The organism is Arthrobacter ginkgonis (assembly GCF_039540195.1).
Classification (GTDB): Bacteria; Actinomycetota; Actinomycetes; order Actinomycetales; family Micrococcaceae; genus Zafaria; species Zafaria ginkgonis.
Genome location: NZ_BAABEO010000012.1, coordinates 99,295 through 114,435, shown reverse-complemented (window position 1 = coordinate 114,435; position 15,141 = coordinate 99,295). Strand labels below are relative to the sequence as shown.

16 protein-coding genes are annotated in these 15,141 nt (G+C 71.0%); 13 read left to right on the top strand and 3 right to left on the bottom strand.

Annotated elements, in window-relative coordinates; all coding sequences use genetic code 11:
• Positions 1–284: 284 nt before the first annotated feature.
• The 3 genes from ABD912_RS10225 to ABD912_RS23580 all read left to right on the top strand — a co-directional run bounded on the left by ABD912_RS10225 (position 285) and on the right by ABD912_RS23580 (position 4,924).
• The gene (locus ABD912_RS10225; protein ID WP_345150539.1) at positions 285–4,034 is read left to right on the top strand and encodes a multifunctional oxoglutarate decarboxylase/oxoglutarate dehydrogenase thiamine pyrophosphate-binding subunit/dihydrolipoyllysine-residue succinyltransferase subunit; all 3,750 of its coding nucleotides are present in this window, start codon (positions 285–287) and stop codon (positions 4,032–4,034) included.
• Between the two features lie 114 nt (positions 4,035–4,148).
• Positions 4,149–4,751 carry a GDSL-type esterase/lipase family protein gene (locus ABD912_RS10220; protein WP_345150538.1) on the top strand — a complete coding sequence of 201 codons (603 nt, stop codon included), beginning with the start codon at positions 4,149–4,151 and terminating at the stop codon, positions 4,749–4,751.
• A 98-nt stretch (positions 4,752–4,849) separates the two neighbouring features.
• Complete coding sequence (locus ABD912_RS23580; RefSeq protein ID WP_369299106.1) at positions 4,850–4,924, top strand: 50S ribosomal protein bL37; 75 nt, start codon at positions 4,850–4,852, stop codon at positions 4,922–4,924.
• A 98-nt stretch (positions 4,925–5,022) separates the two neighbouring features.
• Here ABD912_RS23580 and rsrA read toward each other — a convergent pair whose 3' ends face one another.
• A complete protein-coding gene (gene rsrA / locus ABD912_RS10215) occupies positions 5,023–5,289 on the bottom strand; it encodes a mycothiol system anti-sigma-R factor (RefSeq protein WP_345150537.1) in 267 nt (88 codons plus the stop codon).
• 2 nt (positions 5,290–5,291) lie between these two features.
• A complete protein-coding gene (locus ABD912_RS10210) occupies positions 5,292–5,945 on the bottom strand; it encodes a sigma-70 family RNA polymerase sigma factor (RefSeq protein WP_345150536.1) in 654 nt (217 codons plus the stop codon).
• A gap of 270 nt (positions 5,946–6,215) precedes the next feature.
• On the opposite strand from ABD912_RS10210, the gene ABD912_RS10205 reads away from it, so the two are divergent.
• The 4 genes from ABD912_RS10205 to hisN all read left to right on the top strand — a co-directional run bounded on the left by ABD912_RS10205 (position 6,216) and on the right by hisN (position 10,062).
• Positions 6,216–6,752 (top strand): DoxX family membrane protein, encoded by a 537-nt coding sequence (locus tag ABD912_RS10205; RefSeq protein ID WP_345150535.1) that lies wholly within the window; start codon positions 6,216–6,218, stop codon positions 6,750–6,752.
• A gap of 8 nt (positions 6,753–6,760) precedes the next feature.
• Positions 6,761–8,083, top strand: coding sequence for a 3-phosphoshikimate 1-carboxyvinyltransferase (gene aroA, locus ABD912_RS10200; RefSeq protein WP_345150534.1), 1,323 nt, complete (start codon positions 6,761–6,763; stop codon positions 8,081–8,083).
• Between the two features lie 2 nt (positions 8,084–8,085).
• A complete protein-coding gene (rsgA, locus tag ABD912_RS10195; protein ID WP_345150532.1) occupies positions 8,086–9,180 on the top strand; it encodes a ribosome small subunit-dependent GTPase A in 1,095 nt (364 codons plus the stop codon).
• A gap of 72 nt (positions 9,181–9,252) precedes the next feature.
• Positions 9,253–10,062, top strand: a complete 810-nt coding sequence (hisN, locus tag ABD912_RS10190; protein WP_345150531.1) for a histidinol-phosphatase — start codon at positions 9,253–9,255, stop codon at positions 10,060–10,062.
• A 123-nt stretch (positions 10,063–10,185) separates the two neighbouring features.
• Here hisN and ABD912_RS10185 read toward each other — a convergent pair whose 3' ends face one another.
• Positions 10,186–10,665 (bottom strand): hypothetical protein, encoded by a 480-nt coding sequence (locus tag ABD912_RS10185; protein WP_345150530.1) that lies wholly within the window; start codon positions 10,663–10,665, stop codon positions 10,186–10,188.
• Positions 10,666–11,004: 339 nt separating this feature from the next.
• On the opposite strand from ABD912_RS10185, the gene ABD912_RS10180 reads away from it, so the two are divergent.
• From ABD912_RS10180 to ABD912_RS10155, 6 genes are read left to right on the top strand one after another with little or no spacing between them, the layout of a single operon-like run.
• The gene (locus tag ABD912_RS10180; RefSeq protein ID WP_345150529.1) at positions 11,005–11,964 is read left to right on the top strand and encodes a metal ABC transporter solute-binding protein, Zn/Mn family; all 960 of its coding nucleotides are present in this window, start codon (positions 11,005–11,007) and stop codon (positions 11,962–11,964) included.
• On the top strand, positions 11,961–12,722 hold the full coding sequence (locus ABD912_RS10175) for a metal ABC transporter ATP-binding protein (RefSeq protein WP_345150527.1): 762 nt from the start codon (positions 11,961–11,963) through the stop codon (positions 12,720–12,722). Before ABD912_RS10180 ends, ABD912_RS10175 begins: the two co-directional genes overlap by 4 nt.
• The gene (locus tag ABD912_RS10170) at positions 12,719–13,573 is read left to right on the top strand and encodes a metal ABC transporter permease (protein ID WP_345150526.1); all 855 of its coding nucleotides are present in this window, start codon (positions 12,719–12,721) and stop codon (positions 13,571–13,573) included. Before ABD912_RS10175 ends, ABD912_RS10170 begins: the two co-directional genes overlap by 4 nt.
• Positions 13,570–14,223, top strand: a complete 654-nt coding sequence (locus ABD912_RS10165; RefSeq protein WP_345150524.1) for a metal-dependent transcriptional regulator — start codon at positions 13,570–13,572, stop codon at positions 14,221–14,223. The genes ABD912_RS10170 and ABD912_RS10165 overlap by 4 nt, the downstream gene beginning before the upstream one ends.
• Positions 14,220–14,660, top strand: coding sequence for a fluoride efflux transporter FluC (locus ABD912_RS10160; RefSeq protein WP_345150523.1), 441 nt, complete (start codon positions 14,220–14,222; stop codon positions 14,658–14,660). Before ABD912_RS10165 ends, ABD912_RS10160 begins: the two co-directional genes overlap by 4 nt.
• On the top strand, positions 14,657–15,139 hold the full coding sequence (locus tag ABD912_RS10155; protein ID WP_345150522.1) for a fluoride efflux transporter FluC: 483 nt from the start codon (positions 14,657–14,659) through the stop codon (positions 15,137–15,139). Before ABD912_RS10160 ends, ABD912_RS10155 begins: the two co-directional genes overlap by 4 nt.
• Positions 15,140–15,141 lie beyond the last annotated feature (2 nt).

Below are 15,141 nucleotides of genomic sequence, written 5' to 3'. Positions count from 1 at the left end.
GGCGAGTCATAACGGGAGATGCCGGCGCGACGCCCGGAGGCGATAGGCCGGCACGGTGTGTGGCTGTCCATAAGGATTCCATTCTACGGCACCCGCACCCGGCGGCCGCGGGACGCTCCGCGTGCCGGAGGACGAAACCTGCGTGATCCACGCCTCAAAAGTTCGCTTGCTCCGGCTGTAAGTCATTACACTGTCTGGCAGGTCTAGGACTATGTCGTCGCCGCTCCCCGGATACCGACCGGGCACCGGCGGCGGCCGGCTACCAGGGAAGAGGCGTTTAAACCGTGCCAGATCAACCACACCACCGTCTGACCGAAGAGTTCGGCGGGAACGAATGGCTCGTCGATGAGCTTTACGAGCAGTTCCTCAAGGACAAGAACTCGGTCGACAAGAAGTGGTGGGACATTTTCGAGTCCTTCGATGGCGCGGGGCCCGCGCTGCCGACCGCCCCCGCAGCCGCCCCCGCCGCAACCCATGCGCGCGTGGTGGACACCACCCCCAGCACCCCGGCCGCGTCCGCGGAATCCACCGCCCCCGCCACCCCCGCCGCAGCGCCGGCGGCCCCGGTCCCGGCCGAACCCACCCGCCCGGCCACCAAGGCCATCCCGATCCCGGCCGAGCTGCCTAAGTCGGCCGCCGGTTCGGCGCCCACCGAAGAGGACGTCGTCACGGCGCTGAAGGGCCCGGCCAAGGCCATCGCCACGAACATGCAGGCCAGCCTCGAGGTGCCGACCGCGACGACCGTCCGCGCCGTGCCCGCCAAGCTGCTCATGGACAACCGCGTGGTGATCAACAACCACCTGGCCCGCGCCCGCGGCGGCAAGGTCTCCTTCACGCACCTGATCGGCTACGCCGTCGTGCGGGCCCTGAAGCTGTTCCCGTCCCAGAACGTCACCTACGACGAGATCGACGGCAAGCCCGTCGCCGTCCAGCCGGCCCACGTGAACTTCGGCATCGCCATCGACATGCCGAAGCCGGACGGATCCCGCCTGCTGATGGTGCCGAACATCAAGAAGGCCGAGACGCTGAACTTCTCGGAGTTCTGGAACACCTACGAGGACCTGATCAAGCGTGCCCGCAGCGGCAAGCTGACCGCCGACGACCACGCCGGCACCACCGTCTCGCTGACCAACCCGGGCGGCATCGGCACCGTGCACTCGGTGCCCCGCCTGTCCAAGGGCCAGGCCACCATCGTCGGCGTCGGCGCCCTCGAGTACCCGGCCGAGTTCCGCGGCTCCAGCGCCAAGACGCTGTCCACCCAAGGCGTCGGCAAGATCATCACGCTGACCTCCACCTACGACCACCGCGTCATCCAGGGCGCCGGCTCCGGCGAGTTCCTGCGCCTGGTCGAGTCCCTGCTGCTGGGCGAACAGGGCTTCTACGACGAGATCTTCGAGTCCCTGCGCATCCCCTACGAGCCGGTGCGCTGGAGCGTCGACAACCAGGTCGACGTCGAACTGCAGATCAGCAAGGTGGCCCGGATCCAGCAGCTGATCCACGCCTACCGCGTGCGCGGCCACCTGATGGCCGACACCAACCCGCTGGAGTACGTCCAGCGCCGCCACCCGGACCTCGACATCCAGACCTACGGGCTGACCCTCTGGGACCTGGACCGCGAGTGGGTCACCGGCGGCTTCGGCGGCGCGTCCCGCCTGCCGCTGCGCAAGATCCTCGGTGTCCTGCGCGACGCCTACTGCCGCACCACCGGCATCGAGTACATGCACATCCAGGATCCGGTGGAGCGCCAGTGGTTCCAGGACGAACTGGAGCACGAGTACACCAAGCCGACCCGCGAAGAGCAGCTGCGCATCCTCGGCCGCCTGAACGCCGCGGAGGCCTTCGAGACCTTCCTGCAGACCAAGTTCGTCGGCCAGAAGCGCTTCTCCCTGGAGGGCGGCGAGTCCCTGATCCCGCTGCTGGACGCGATCATCTCCGACGCGGCCGACGAGCGCCTGGACGAGGTCGCCATCGGCATGGCGCACCGCGGCCGCCTGAACGTCCTGACCAACATCGCCGGCAAGACCTACGCCCAGGTCTTCCGCGAGTTCGAGGGAACCCAGGACCCGCGCTCGGTGCAGGGCTCCGGCGACGTGAAGTACCACCTCGGCACCGAGGGCAAGTTCGTTTCCGACCACGGCAACGAGACCAAGGTGTACCTGGCGGCCAACCCGTCCCACCTGGAGGCCGTCGACTCCGTCCTCGAGGGCATCGTGCGCGCCAAGCAGGACCGCCTGGACCAGGGCGAGGAGGGCTTCGGTGTGCTCCCGATCCTGGTCCACGGCGACGCGGCCTTCGCCGGCCAGGGCGTCGTCGCGGAGACGTTGAACCTGTCCCAGCTGCGCGGCTACCGCACCGGCGGCACGATCCACGTGGTCGTGAACAACCAGGTCGGCTTCACCACCGCCCCGACCTCCTCGCGCTCCTCCGTGTACTCCACGGACGTCGCGAAGATGGTCCAGGCCCCGGTGTTCCACGTCAACGGCGACGACCCCGAGTCCGTGGTCCGCGTGGCGCAGTTCGCGTTCAAGTACCGCCAGCGGTTCAACAAGGACGTCGTCATCGACATGGTCTGCTACCGCCGCCGCGGCCACAACGAGGGCGACGACCCGTCGATGACCCAGCCGATGATGTACAACCTCATCGAGGCCAAGCGCTCGACCCGCCGCCTGTACACCGAGGCCCTCGTCGGCCGCGGCGACATCACCCAGGACGAGGCCGACCAGGCGCTGCGCGACTACCAGGAGCGCCTGGAGCGGGTCTTCGCGGAGACCCACGCCGCGCAGACCTCCCCGATCCCGGTCATCAACGCCGACGGCACGGTCCACGACCTCGAGCTGCCCGCCGCCCAGCTGGACGACGAGGCGTCCGTGCCGGTGCGCACCGGCACGGCCATCTCCGCCGAGACGCTGGCCCAAATCGGCGCCTCCCACCTGGACATCCCGGAGGGCTTCACGGTCCACCCGAAGCTCAAGGCCCTCCTGGAGCGCCGCGAGCAGATGGCCCGCGAGGGCGGCATCGACTGGGGCTTCGCCGAGATCGCCGCCTTCGGCTCCCTCACCCTCGAGGGCGTGCCGGTCCGCCTGGCCGGCCAGGACTCCCGCCGCGGCACCTTCGTGCAGCGCCACGCCGTCTTCCACGACCGCGTCAACGGCAACGAGTGGACCCCGCTGCTGGGCCTGTCCGAGGACCAGGCCAAGCTGTGGATCTACGACTCGCTGCTCTCCGAGTACGCGGCCATGGGCTTCGAGTACGGGTACTCCGTCGAGCGCCCGGACGCCCTGGTGCTGTGGGAGGCGCAGTTCGGCGACTTCGTCAACGGCGCGCAGACCGTCATCGACGAGTTCATCTCCTCCGCCGAGCAGAAGTGGGGCCAGCGTTCCTCGCTGGTGCTGATGCTGCCGCACGGCTACGAGGGCCAGGGCCCGGACCACTCCTCCGCCCGCATCGAGCGCTTCCTGCAGATGTGCGCCGAGGACAACATGTTCGTGGCCAACCCGAGCACCGGCGCGAACCACTTCCACCTGTTGCGCCGCCAGGCCTACCACCGCCCCCGCAAGCCGCTGATCATCTTCACCCCGAAGCAGCTGCTGCGCCTGAAGGCCGCTGCCTGCTCGGTGGAGGAGTTCACTCAGGGTGGCTTCCAGGAGATCATCCCGGACACCGCCCAGCTGGACGCCGCGCAGGTCGATCGGGTGCTGCTGGTTTCCGGCCGGCTGTACTACGACCTGGCCGCCGCCCGCCAGAAGGCGAACGACACCCGGACCGCGATCATCCGCGTCGAGCAGCTCTACCCGCTGCCGACCGAGCAGATCAAGGCCGAGCTGGCCAAGTACCCGAACGCCGATCTGGTCTGGGCCCAGGACGAGCCCGCCAACCAGGGTCCGTGGCCGTTCATCGGCCTGAACCTGGTGCCGGAACTCGACCGCCCGGTGCGCCTGGTCTCGCGTTCGGCCTCGGCGGCGACCTCGACCGGTTCGCACAAGCGCCACGACGCCGAGCTGGCCACGCTGCTGCAGCAGGCCTTCACTCGCTAGGCCAAATCGCCCTAGTCAGCCCGAAACCGGAGGGCGGGACACCAACTCGGTGTCCCGCCCTCCGGCGCGTCCACCCCTGCTAAGGTGGGCGTATCCCGCCCAGAAAGGTCTTTCGTGGAACCTCGCACCATCCGCATTGCCGCCATCGGCGACGAACTGCTGGCCGGGCACGGCGATCCCCGTGCCTTGGGCTGGTACGGGCGGGTGCTGGCACGCACCTCCGCCGAGGAGACGCGGCTGGAAAGCTACGTGCTGGCCGCCCCCGGCGAAGGCACCGAGGCCCTGGCCCAGCGGTGGCTCGAGGAAGCGTCCCGCCGATTCGGCGACCGCTGCGAGAACCGGCTCGTGGTGGCTCTCTCCGACCGCGACCTCGACCTCGGCCTCTCCACCGCCCGCAGCCGCCTGAACCTGGCCAACATCCTCGATGCCGCCTCCCAGATGAGCATCAAGGCCCTCGTGGTCGGACCGGTCCCGGGCCTGGACCCGGAGCGCAACCGCCGCCTCGGCGAACTGGCCGCCGCCTATGGCGACGTCGCGTCCCGCCGCAACCACTCCTACGTGGACGCCTTCACCCCGCTGGAGCACCACGACCAGTGGCGCAGCGACCTGGCCTCCAACCAGGGCCTGCCCGGCCAGGCCGGCTACGGGCTCATCGCCTGGCTGGTGCTGCACCGCGGCTGGTACCCGTGGCTGCAGCTGCCCGAGCCCACGGCCTAGGCCCGGGACACCCCCGCCTTCGTTAGGCAAGCGCGGGGCGAATGTGAAAGACTGGGCGACGGCCAATTATTCGGCGACGAACAAGTAAGGAGGCAGCCATGAGCAAGCGTGCACGTAAGCGCCGCGACCGCAAGCGTGGCGGCGCGAACCACGGTAAGCGCCCCAACACCTAAGCGGATCGCCGCAAACGGTGAAGGCCCCGTTTCCCCTTCCGGGGAAACGGGGCCTTCAGCCTTAACCAGGGGCGGGGCCTGCCCTGCTGCTCCGTGCGTCAGCCGTGCCCGACCTCCACGCGGATCTCGCTGATCCTGGCCATGATGCGCGTCTTCAGGGCTTGCGGGGCGATCTCACGGCAGCTACGGCGCACCACGGAGCGGATGATGCACTCCAGGTCGTACTCGTGCGCGCATTCGTCGCAGTGCTCGAGGTGCTTCTTCACCTCGTTCAGGTCCTCCAGGGTCAGCGCCCCGTCCAGGTACTCGTAGAGCCGGACGATGCGATGGTCGTCGCAGTCCCCCAGCGACTGGCAGTCACCCATGGCTATTCCTCTCGCCCGGCCGCCGCGTGGCGCCCACTCGTCGTTTTGTCGGTGCCGAGTCCCCGCTCGGCTGCGTAGTCGGCCAGCAGTTCGCGCAGCTGCTTGCGTCCGCGGTGGAGGCGGGACATCACCGTTCCGATCGGGATCCCCAGGATTTCCGCCACCTCTTTGTAGGCGAAGCCCTCCACGTCCACGAAGTAGACGGCCAGCCTGAACTCCTCCGGGATCGCCTGCAAGGCGTCCTTCACGTCGGAGTCCGGCAGGTGGTCCAGCGCCTCGGCCTCCGCCGAGCGCAGGCCCGAGGAGCTGTGCTCGGCGGCCTGGGCCATCTGCCAGTCCTCCACCGTGTCCGTGCTGGAGCGTTGCGGCTCGCGCTGGCGCTTGCGGTAGAGGTTGATGTACGTGTTCGTCAGGATCCGGTACAGCCAGGCCTTCAGGTTGGTGCCGGGGTTGTACTGGTGGAACGCGGAGTACGCCTTGGTGTAGGCCTCCTGCACCAGGTCCTCGGCATCACTGGGGTTCCTGGCCATCCGCATCGCCGCCGAATACAGCTGGTCGACGTACTGCAGCGCGTCCCGCTCGAAGCGTTCGCGCCGTTCCGCGTCGGATTCCTCGCCGACGGGCACTGTCTCGGTGTGGTGTGTGCTCTCGGTCATCACGCCCCAGTCTACGCCGCGGCCCGCTCCGGGAGCCTGGCACACACCCGCCGTCAATGTCGGCACCGTTTCTCCTCACTCTGACGTTGCACCGATTCCGCCGTTGCACCGGTCCTGCGACTGCACGGATCCCGCGGTTGCACAGGTTCGCACCCGGTCCGGAGGGATCCAGCAGGCACAACGCCGCGGCCGTGGGGCCTATTCCCGCGTGATCTGACAGACTAGGGGCAGCACGACCGACACCTATCCACAAGACCCACGGAGGCACCCATGTCCCTGGCCCGCCTGATCGCCCGCCCGCTGCTGGCTTCGAGCTTCGTCTGGTCCGGAGTCGAGCGCCTGCGCCGCCCCGAGGACACCGGACGCCCACTGGAGCCTGGCCTGCGCCGGCTCGGCACCGCCGTCCCGGCGCTGGCCCCGCTGGCGCAGCGTCCGCGTACGGTGGGCCGGATCGTTGGCGGCCTCCAGATCGGCGCCGGCGCCCTGCTGGCCTTCGGCAAGTTCCCGCGCCTTTCCGCGTTGCTGCTGGCGGGCACCGCCGCGCTGACCGCGGTCGGCGACAGCGCCACCGCCGCCGGCGGCCGCACCCCCGCGCTGCTGAAGAACTTTTCGCTGGCCGGCGGCGTGCTGCTGGCCAGCGTGGACACCGCCGGCCAGCCGTCGCTGGCCTGGCGTGCCCGCAAGCTCGGCACCGGCGCCCGCCGCGAACTGGGCCGCGAGCTGGAAAAGGCCGCGCACCTGGGACGCCCCGTCCGCAAAGCCGTCGCGGACGTCCGCAAGAGCGCCAAGGAAGTGATTAGCCACTAGCGGCGACCATGGACAGCACCACCCTTCCCCTCTGGCCCGCGCCCCATCCCGGGGCGCCCGTCGACGCAACGGTCACCGTGCCGGCGTCGAAATCCCTCACCAACCGCTACCTGCTGCTGGCGGCGCTGGCCGATGGCCCCTCGCGGGTGCGCAACGCGCTGGCCTCGCGCGACAGCGACCTGATGGTGGCCGCCCTCCGTGCGCTGGGTGCGGGGATCGACCAGGTCGCGGCCGACGGCGGCACCGACCTGGTCGTCTCCCCCGTGGGCACCTCCCCCGCCGGGGGCGGAGCCGGCACGGTGGCCATCGACTGCGGCCTGGCCGGCACGGTCATGCGCTTCGTGCCGCCGCTGGCGGCCCTGTGCCACGGGACCTTCGCCTTCGACGGTGATCCCCATGCGCGCAAGCGCCCCATGGCGCCGCTGGTCGATGCCCTGCGCCAGCTCGGCGTGGGGATCACCGAGCACGGCGAGCCCGGCGCGCTGCCGTTCACGCTGGAGGCCACCGGCGCCCTGGAGGGCGGCCGGGTGGAGATCGACGCCGGCGCCTCCTCCCAGTTCGTCAGCGCGCTGCTGCTGATCGGCCCGCGCACCCGCACCGGGCTGGAGCTGGTGCACGTCGGATCCGGCGTGCCCAGCCTGGACCACATCCGGATGACGGTCGAGGCCCTGCGCGGGCTCGGCGTCGTGGTGGACGACTCCCAGCCGAACCGCTGGCGCGTGGAGCCGGGACCGATCGCCGCGTTCGACAAGACCATGGAACCGGACCTGTCCAACGCCGGACCGTTCCTGGCCGCCGCGCTGGCCACCGGCGGCACCGTGCGCATCCCGCACTGGCCAGCCGAGACGACCCAGGTCGGCGACCTCTGGCGGAGCATCCTGCCGCGCATGGGGGCCACCGTCGGCCGCGGCGCCGACGGGGTGCTGACGGTCACCGGCGGGCCGGCGATCCACGGCATCGACTTGGCCGAGTCCTCCGAGCTGGCCCCGACCGTCGCCGCGCTCTGCGCGCTGGCCGACGGCCCCTCGCGGCTGAGCGGGATCGCCCACCTGCGCGGGCACGAGACCGACAGGCTGGCCGCGCTGGTCGCGGAGATCGTCCGCCTTGGCGGCGACGCCGAGGAGACCCCGGACGGCCTGCTCATCCGCCCCCGGCCGCTGCACGCGGGGGTGTTCCGCTCCTACGCCGACCACCGCATGGCCACCGCCGGGGCGATCATCGGGCTGGCCGTGGACGGGGTCCAGGTCGAGGACATCGCCACCACCGCCAAGACCATGCCGGACTTCCCGGCGCTGTGGGCGGCCCTGGCCGCCACGGCCGGACGGGCGTAGCCGTGGCCCGCGAATGGGACGAATCCGACGTCCGCATCAGGCCCAACAAGAAGGGCTCCCGCCCGCGCACGAAGGACCGCCCGGCCCACGAGGACGCGGTGGTCGGGCGCGTGGTGACCGTGGACCGCGGACGCTACACGGCGATCGTCGGGGAAGGCACGGACAACGAGCGCCTGGTCATTGCCGCCCGGGCGCGCGAACTGCGCCGCTCCCCCGTGGTGCCCGGCGACTTCGTCGGCCTGGTCGGTGACACCTCCGGCCGGCCGGACACGCTGGCCCGGCTGGTGCGCATCGAGGAGCGCCGCACGCTGCTGCGCCGCAGTGCCGACGACACCGACCCGGTCGAGCGCGTGGTGGTCGCCAACGCCGACCAGCTGGTGATCGTGGTGGCAGCGGCCAACCCGGAGCCGCGCACCGGCTTCGTGGACCGGGCGCTGGTGGCGGCGTACGACGCCGGCATCTATCCCGTCCTCTGCGTCACCAAGGCGGACGTGCGGGATCCGGAGCCCTTCCTGGAGAACTACCGGCACCTGGACCTGGAGATCGTGGTCAGCCGCACCGCCGCGGAGGACGCCTCCGGCATCGATGCCCGCTCCGCCGACGGACTCTCCGCCCGCCTCGAGGGCAGCCCCATTGCCGAACTGCACCAGCTGCTGGCCGGCAAGGTGTCCGTGGTGATCGGGCATTCCGGCGTCGGCAAGTCCACGCTGGTCAACGCGCTCACCGGCGCCCAACGCGCCACCGGCGGGGTCAACGCCGTCACCGGGCGCGGGCGGCACACCTCCTCCTCGACGCTCGCGCTGCGCGTGGACAACGCCCCGGACGGGACCTGGATCATCGACACCCCCGGCATCCGCTCCTTCGGCCTGGCACTGGTGGAACCGGACAACATCCTCGAGGCCTTCCCCGACCTGGCTCCCGCCTCCGCCGAGTGCCAGCGCGGCTGCACCCACGGCGCCGGAGCGCCGGGCTGCGCGCTGGATGGGTGGGTGGCGGACGGCTCGGCGGGCCCGGCCGGCCCGGCCCGGCTCGCGTCGCTGCGCCGCCTGCTCGGCGCCGAGGACCATGGGGAAACCAAGGAGCTCGGCAGCGTCTAGCCGCCCCGCCGTCCAGCCACCCGTTCGTCCAGCCACCCGGGCCGAACGGCGCGCTGCGGTAGGTTTGAGGCCATGAGTAACAACGCGACGACCCACCACGATGACCTGGTGCTGGCCCTGCGGATCGCCGATGCGGTGGACGCCCTGTCCATGGCCCGCTTCCAGGCGCTCGACCTGCAGGTGGAGACCAAGCCGGACCTGACGCCCGTCACGGACGCGGACCGCGCCGCCGAGCAGGCCATCCGCGATCTCCTGGCCGCCGAGCGGCCCGCCGACGCCGTCTACGGCGAGGAGTTCGGCAGCAGCGGCACCGGGACCCGGCGCTGGGTCATCGACCCGATCGACGGGACCAAGAACTTCGTGCGCGGGGTCCCGGTCTGGGCCACGCTGATCGCCCTGGTGGACGCGGGCCGGCCGGTGGTCGGCGTCGTATCCGCCCCGGCGCTGGGCCGCCGCTGGTGGGCCGCCGCTGGCGAGGGGGCGTTCACGGGCGCGTCGCTGGAGTCCGCAACCCGGCTGAAGGTCTCGGCCGTGGCCGACCTGGCCGACGCCTCGCTGTCCTACTCCAGCCTCTCCGGCTGGAAGGAGCGCGGGCAGCTCGGCGGCATGCTGGAACTGCACGACGCCGTCTGGCGCACCCGGGCGTACGGCGACTTCTGGTCCTACTGCCTGCTGGCCGAGGGCGCCGTGGACATCGCCTGCGAACCCGAACTGAACCTGTACGACATGGCCGCCCTGGTCCCGATCGTCACCGAGGCCGGCGGGCGCTTCACGTCCCTGGACGGCGTGGACGGCTGCGACGGCGGCAACGCCCTGGCCACCAACACGCTGCTGCACGGCTCCGTGCTGGAGATCCTCAACGGCACCCGCGCCGCGGACTAGCTTCCCGGTTTTGTTTTTCGAAGCCGTCCATACTGCCTTCGGCCACGGCTTCGAGGCGCCTGCACCATCGGCGGCCGGCCCCGGAAATCCACCGGAGCAGGCCGCCGAACGGGGCATCAGCGCTCAGGGACCGGGAGTCTTGTGCGGCAGGACAAACTTGAATCCAGACTCCTTATGCACCTCGCCGGCCGCACACCGCCCCTTTCTCTGGTCGTTAGGCGTTCCCTGCCGGCGGTCGTCGAAGAACATCACGTGGCACTTCTCGCAGAAGCGCCAGTCGGTCTGAGACGTAGCGGTGGGAGGAATGTCATGGGGCAGAGTGAAGATGAACCCCTCCGGCTTATGGTGGCGGTCTCCCGTACCGGCCGGCGCCGGGCAAACGCCCCTGTCGAAACCGTTGAAGAACATCGCATTGCACTTGCTGCAGAATCGCCAATCGGACTGTTTCTTGTCCGTCGGCTGCTCATCGTGCGGAAGGACAAATTCGAAGCCCACATCGGTGTGCCCTTGTCCTGTTGCCGGGCAAATGCCCTTGAACGGAAGTCCATCAAATATCAGAGCGTGGCATCCGGCACAAAAGTGCCACTGGGACTGGACAGGCATTTCTTCTCCTCTTGATAAGCCTGCAGGTCTCGTATCGGCGCAAGTGCAGCTAAAACAATTCCCCCAAGGGGCGCAGACTGGCGCATCCATGTGGCGCCCTCGTCGTTCTCCAGTCAAGCAGGCACACCATTACCGGCACGTTACTGCCGGCTTTGACAGGTGGCTGCCCCTCCCCGAGGACTTCCGCTTGGGGGATTGCGTCCCGAACCGGCGCGTCGGATGGCAGCAACCTCCGCGGCGCAGACGACGGCGGACGTTCCGTGGAGATGACTTCGAAAAATGGCACCTGGGCCGGTGATGTGATTTGCGGCACCGGCCCCCGGGATGCAATATTTAGCCATGACTAAAAATCATGGCCGCCACCGGCGTGCCGGAGCGCGCGCGCTGGCCGGCGCCGCCGCCGTCGCGCTGGCCTGCACGGGCCTGGCCGGCTGCGCGGGTCCGTCCCCCGCGGCGTCCGCCACCGCCTCCGTGGCCGGGGAGGACGCCGGCAAACCGGTGGTGCTGGCGACGTTCAGCGTCATCGCGGACCTGGTCCGCGAGGTCGGCGGCGACCGCGTGGAGGTCCTGTCCATCACCAAGCCCGGCGCGGAGATCCACGGCTACGAACCCACCCCCTCGGACCTGGCCAAGATCCACGAGGCGGACCTGGTGCTGGACAACGGGCTGGGGCTGGAGCGCTGGTTCGAGCGCTTTGTCCGCGACCTCGACGCCCCGCACGCGGTGCTCTCCGAGGGCGTGGAGCCGGAGTCCATCACCGCCGGCGCCTACACCGGCAAGGCCAACCCCCACGCGTGGATGTCCCCCGTCCAGGCCCGCATCTACGTGGCCAATGCCGAAAAGGCGCTGGCGGCCCTCAGCCCCGCGGACGCCAAGTACTTCGCCGAACGCGCGGCCGCCATGAACGCCAAGCTGGAGGCGCTCGAGGCCAAGGCCCGGGAGCGGCTCGCCGGCCACCCGGGCGCGGCGCTGGTGACCTGCGAGGGCGCCTTCTCCTACCTCGCCCGCGACCTGGGCCTGCGCGAGCACTACCTCTGGCCGGTCAATGCCGACTCCGAGGGCACCCCGCGGCAGATCCGCGAACAGATCGCCTTCGTGCGGGAGCACCACGTCCAGGCCGTGTACTGCGAATCGACAGTCAACGACGGCGCCCAACGGCGCGTCGCCGAGGCCACCGGAGCCCGGCTCGCCGGGCCCCTGTACGTGGATTCGATCTCCGGACCCGACGGCCCCGTTCCCACGTTCCTGGACCTGGTCGCCTACGACCTGGACCTCATCATGGAAGGACTCCCCCAATGAGCGCGTCCCACCTGAGCGCATCCGAACCGGCGCTGGCCGTCGACGGCCTGCGCGTCAGTTACGGCACGAACACGGCCCTGGACGGGGTCGACTTCGAACTGGCCCAGGGCGAACTGTGCGGGCTCATCGGCGTCAACGGCAGCGGCAAGTCCACCCTGTTCAAGGCGCTGATGGGGCTGGAGAAGCCCACCCGCGGCACGGTCCGGCTCTTCGGCATGGCCCCCGCGGAGGCCCGCAAGTCCGGGCGCATCACCTACGTCCCGCAGTCCGAGGCCGTGGACTGGACCTTCCCGGTCAGCGTCCACGACGTGGTCATGATGGGCCGCTACGGCTACATGGGGCGGTCCCGCCGGCCCTCTGCCGCGGACCGCGCAGCCGTCGCCGAAGCGCTGGAGCGGGTGGACCTGACCGGCCTCGCCGGGCGGCAGATCGGCGAACTCTCCGGCGGGCAGCGCAAGCGGGCGTTCGTCGCCCGCGGCATCGCCCAGAACGCCGACCTGCTGCTGCTGGACGAACCGTTCGCCGGGGTGGATATCGCCTCCGAGCGCTTGATCTCCGGGCAGCTGACCGAACTGGCCGCCTCCGGGCGGACCGTCCTGATTTCCACCCACGACCTGGCCGGGGTGCCCCGGCTGTGCACCAGCGCCGTGCTGCTGCACCGGCGCGTGCTGGCCGCCGGCCGGCCCGCCGAGGTCCTCACCGACGCCAACCTCGCCCTGGCTTTCGGCGGCGACACCGATCGCAAGGAGGCGGCATGAACATCATTTCCTGGCTGGCGGAGCCGTTCGGCTACGGCTTCATGACCAATGCGCTGGCCATCACGCTGGCCGCCGCGGTGGTCTGCTCGGTGCTCTCCTGCTGGCTGGTGCTGATGGGCTGGTCGCTGATGGGGGACGCGATCTCCCACGCGGTGCTGCCGGGCGTGGCGCTGTCCTACCTGCTCGGGGTGCCGTTCGCGCTGGGGGCGCTGGTGTTCGGCCTCGGTGCCGTCTTCCTGATCGGCGGGCTGCGCGCCTCCACGAAGCTCAAGGGGGACACCGCCACCGGAGTGGTGTTCACCGCGCTGTTCGCGCTGGGCCTGGCCCTGGTCTCGAAGATTCCCAGCCAGGTGGACCTGGGGCACATCCTCTTCGGCAACGTGCTTGGCGCCGGCCCGCAGGAACTGGCCCTGGTGCTCGGACTGGGAGGCGTGACGCTGGCCACGGTCCTGTACCTGCGCAAGGACCTGACGCTGCTGGCCTTCGACCCGGTGCACGCGCACGCGATCGGCCTGAACGCCCGCGTCCTGAACGCCATCCTGCTGGGGCTGCTGGCGCTCACGGTGGTCGCCAGCCTGCAGGCCATCGGCATCATCCTGGTCGTCGCCCTGCTGATCACCCCCGGGGCCACCGCGTTCCTGCTCACCCGCCGCTTCGGACGCATGCTGGCGATCGCCGCCAGCCTGGGCGCCGTCTCCGCCGTCGCCGGCATCTACGCCAGTTACTACCTGGACCTGTCCACCGGCGCCGCCGTCGTGCTGACGCAGGCGCTGCTGTTCCTGGCCGCGTACCTCTTCGCCCCGCGCGACGGGGTCCTGGTCGCGGCCCGGCGCCAGGCGGTGGCGGCATGACCCCGGCCGGGACCGCCGTCGACGGCTCGGCCGGACTCAGCGCCAGCGGCCAGACGTACCTCAAGACCGTCTACGGCCTGGGCGAGTGGGACACCGACGCGGTCACCACCGGCGCGCTGGCCACAAAGCTCGGGGTCTCCCCCGCCTCCGCCACCGCCATGGTGCGCAAGCTCGTGGAGCGCGGCCTGCTGGACCACCCGCCGTACGGCGCCGTTTCCCTCACCGCCACGGGCCGGACCCGCGCGCTGGGGGTGGTCCGCCGGCACCGGCTGCTGGAGACGTTCCTGGTGCGCGAGCTCGGCTACGGCTGGGACCAGGTCCACGAGGAAGCCGCACGCCTGGAGCACACCGTCTCCGACCTCTTCGTGGAACGCCTGGACCGCCTCCTCGGCCACCCCGCGGCCGACCCGCACGGGGACCCGATCCCCGACGCCGACGGCCGCCTGCGGCTGCCCGCCGCGGTCCGGCTGGACCGTGCCCCGGCCGGCCCCGCCGTCGTGGTGCGGGTCAGCGACGCCGACCCCGACACCCTGCGGGCCTGCTCCGCCGCCGGCCTGCTGCCCGGAGCCGAGCTCGACGCCGGCGCGCACCCGCTCACGGCGGAGCAGTCCGCCGCGGTATGGGTCGAGCCGCGCGAAGACCGGCGGTGAGCGCTGCCGCGGGCCGCCTCGGTGCCGAGACCGCCCTGTTGGGGGCCGTGGCGCTGGGCGGTTTCACCGGGACTCTGCTGCGCTACGGACTGGGCCAGGCCCTCCCCGAGGCCGGATTCCCCTGGACGACCCTTGGCATCAACATCGCCGGCAGCCTGGTCCTGGGCCTGCTGACCGGCTGGTGGGCCGGCCGGCCCGGCTTCCCGGCCTGGCTGCGCTCGGGCCTGGGGCCCGGCCTGCTGGGGTCCTTCACCACCTTTTCCGCCGTCGCCGTGTTCTCGGCTTCCGCGGGCGCCCCCAGTACAGGAACCGCTTGGACGGTGGCCGCCTACCTGCTGCTGGGCCTGCTCCTGGGCCTGAGCGCGGCCGCCGCCGGGCTGGCCGCGGGACGAGCACTGGGGCGTTCGGCCCGGAGACGGGCGGAGGCCGCACGGTGAACGGGACGGGACTGGCCGGATCGGGATTGGCCGGATCGGGATTGGCGGGGATAGGACTGGCCTTGGCCGTGGGGCTCGCCGGCGCGGCCGGCTCCGTGCTGCGCGTGCTCGCCGACCGGGCCGCGCTCCGGCTGGAGGCCGCCGCGCAGGGACGCCGCTCCCCCGCGCCTGGCCGTTCCCGCTCGCCTGACAGGGTCACCTGGCCTTGGGGGACGCTGGCGGTGAATGCCGCCGGGTCGCTGCTGATGGGTTTCGTGGTGGCCCGCGTCCTGGCCGGGGGCCTGGCGCAGCCGGTCGGAACGGTGCTGTCCACCGGGTTGTGCGGTGGCTTGACCACTTACAGTTCGTTCACCGTCGGCACGGTGGGGCTCTGGGAACAGGGGCGGCGCCGTGCCGCCGCCGCGAACGTGGCCGCGAACCTGGCCATCGGGATAGGACTCGCCGGCGCCGGCCTGTGGGCCGGAGGGATGGGAGCCTAAAA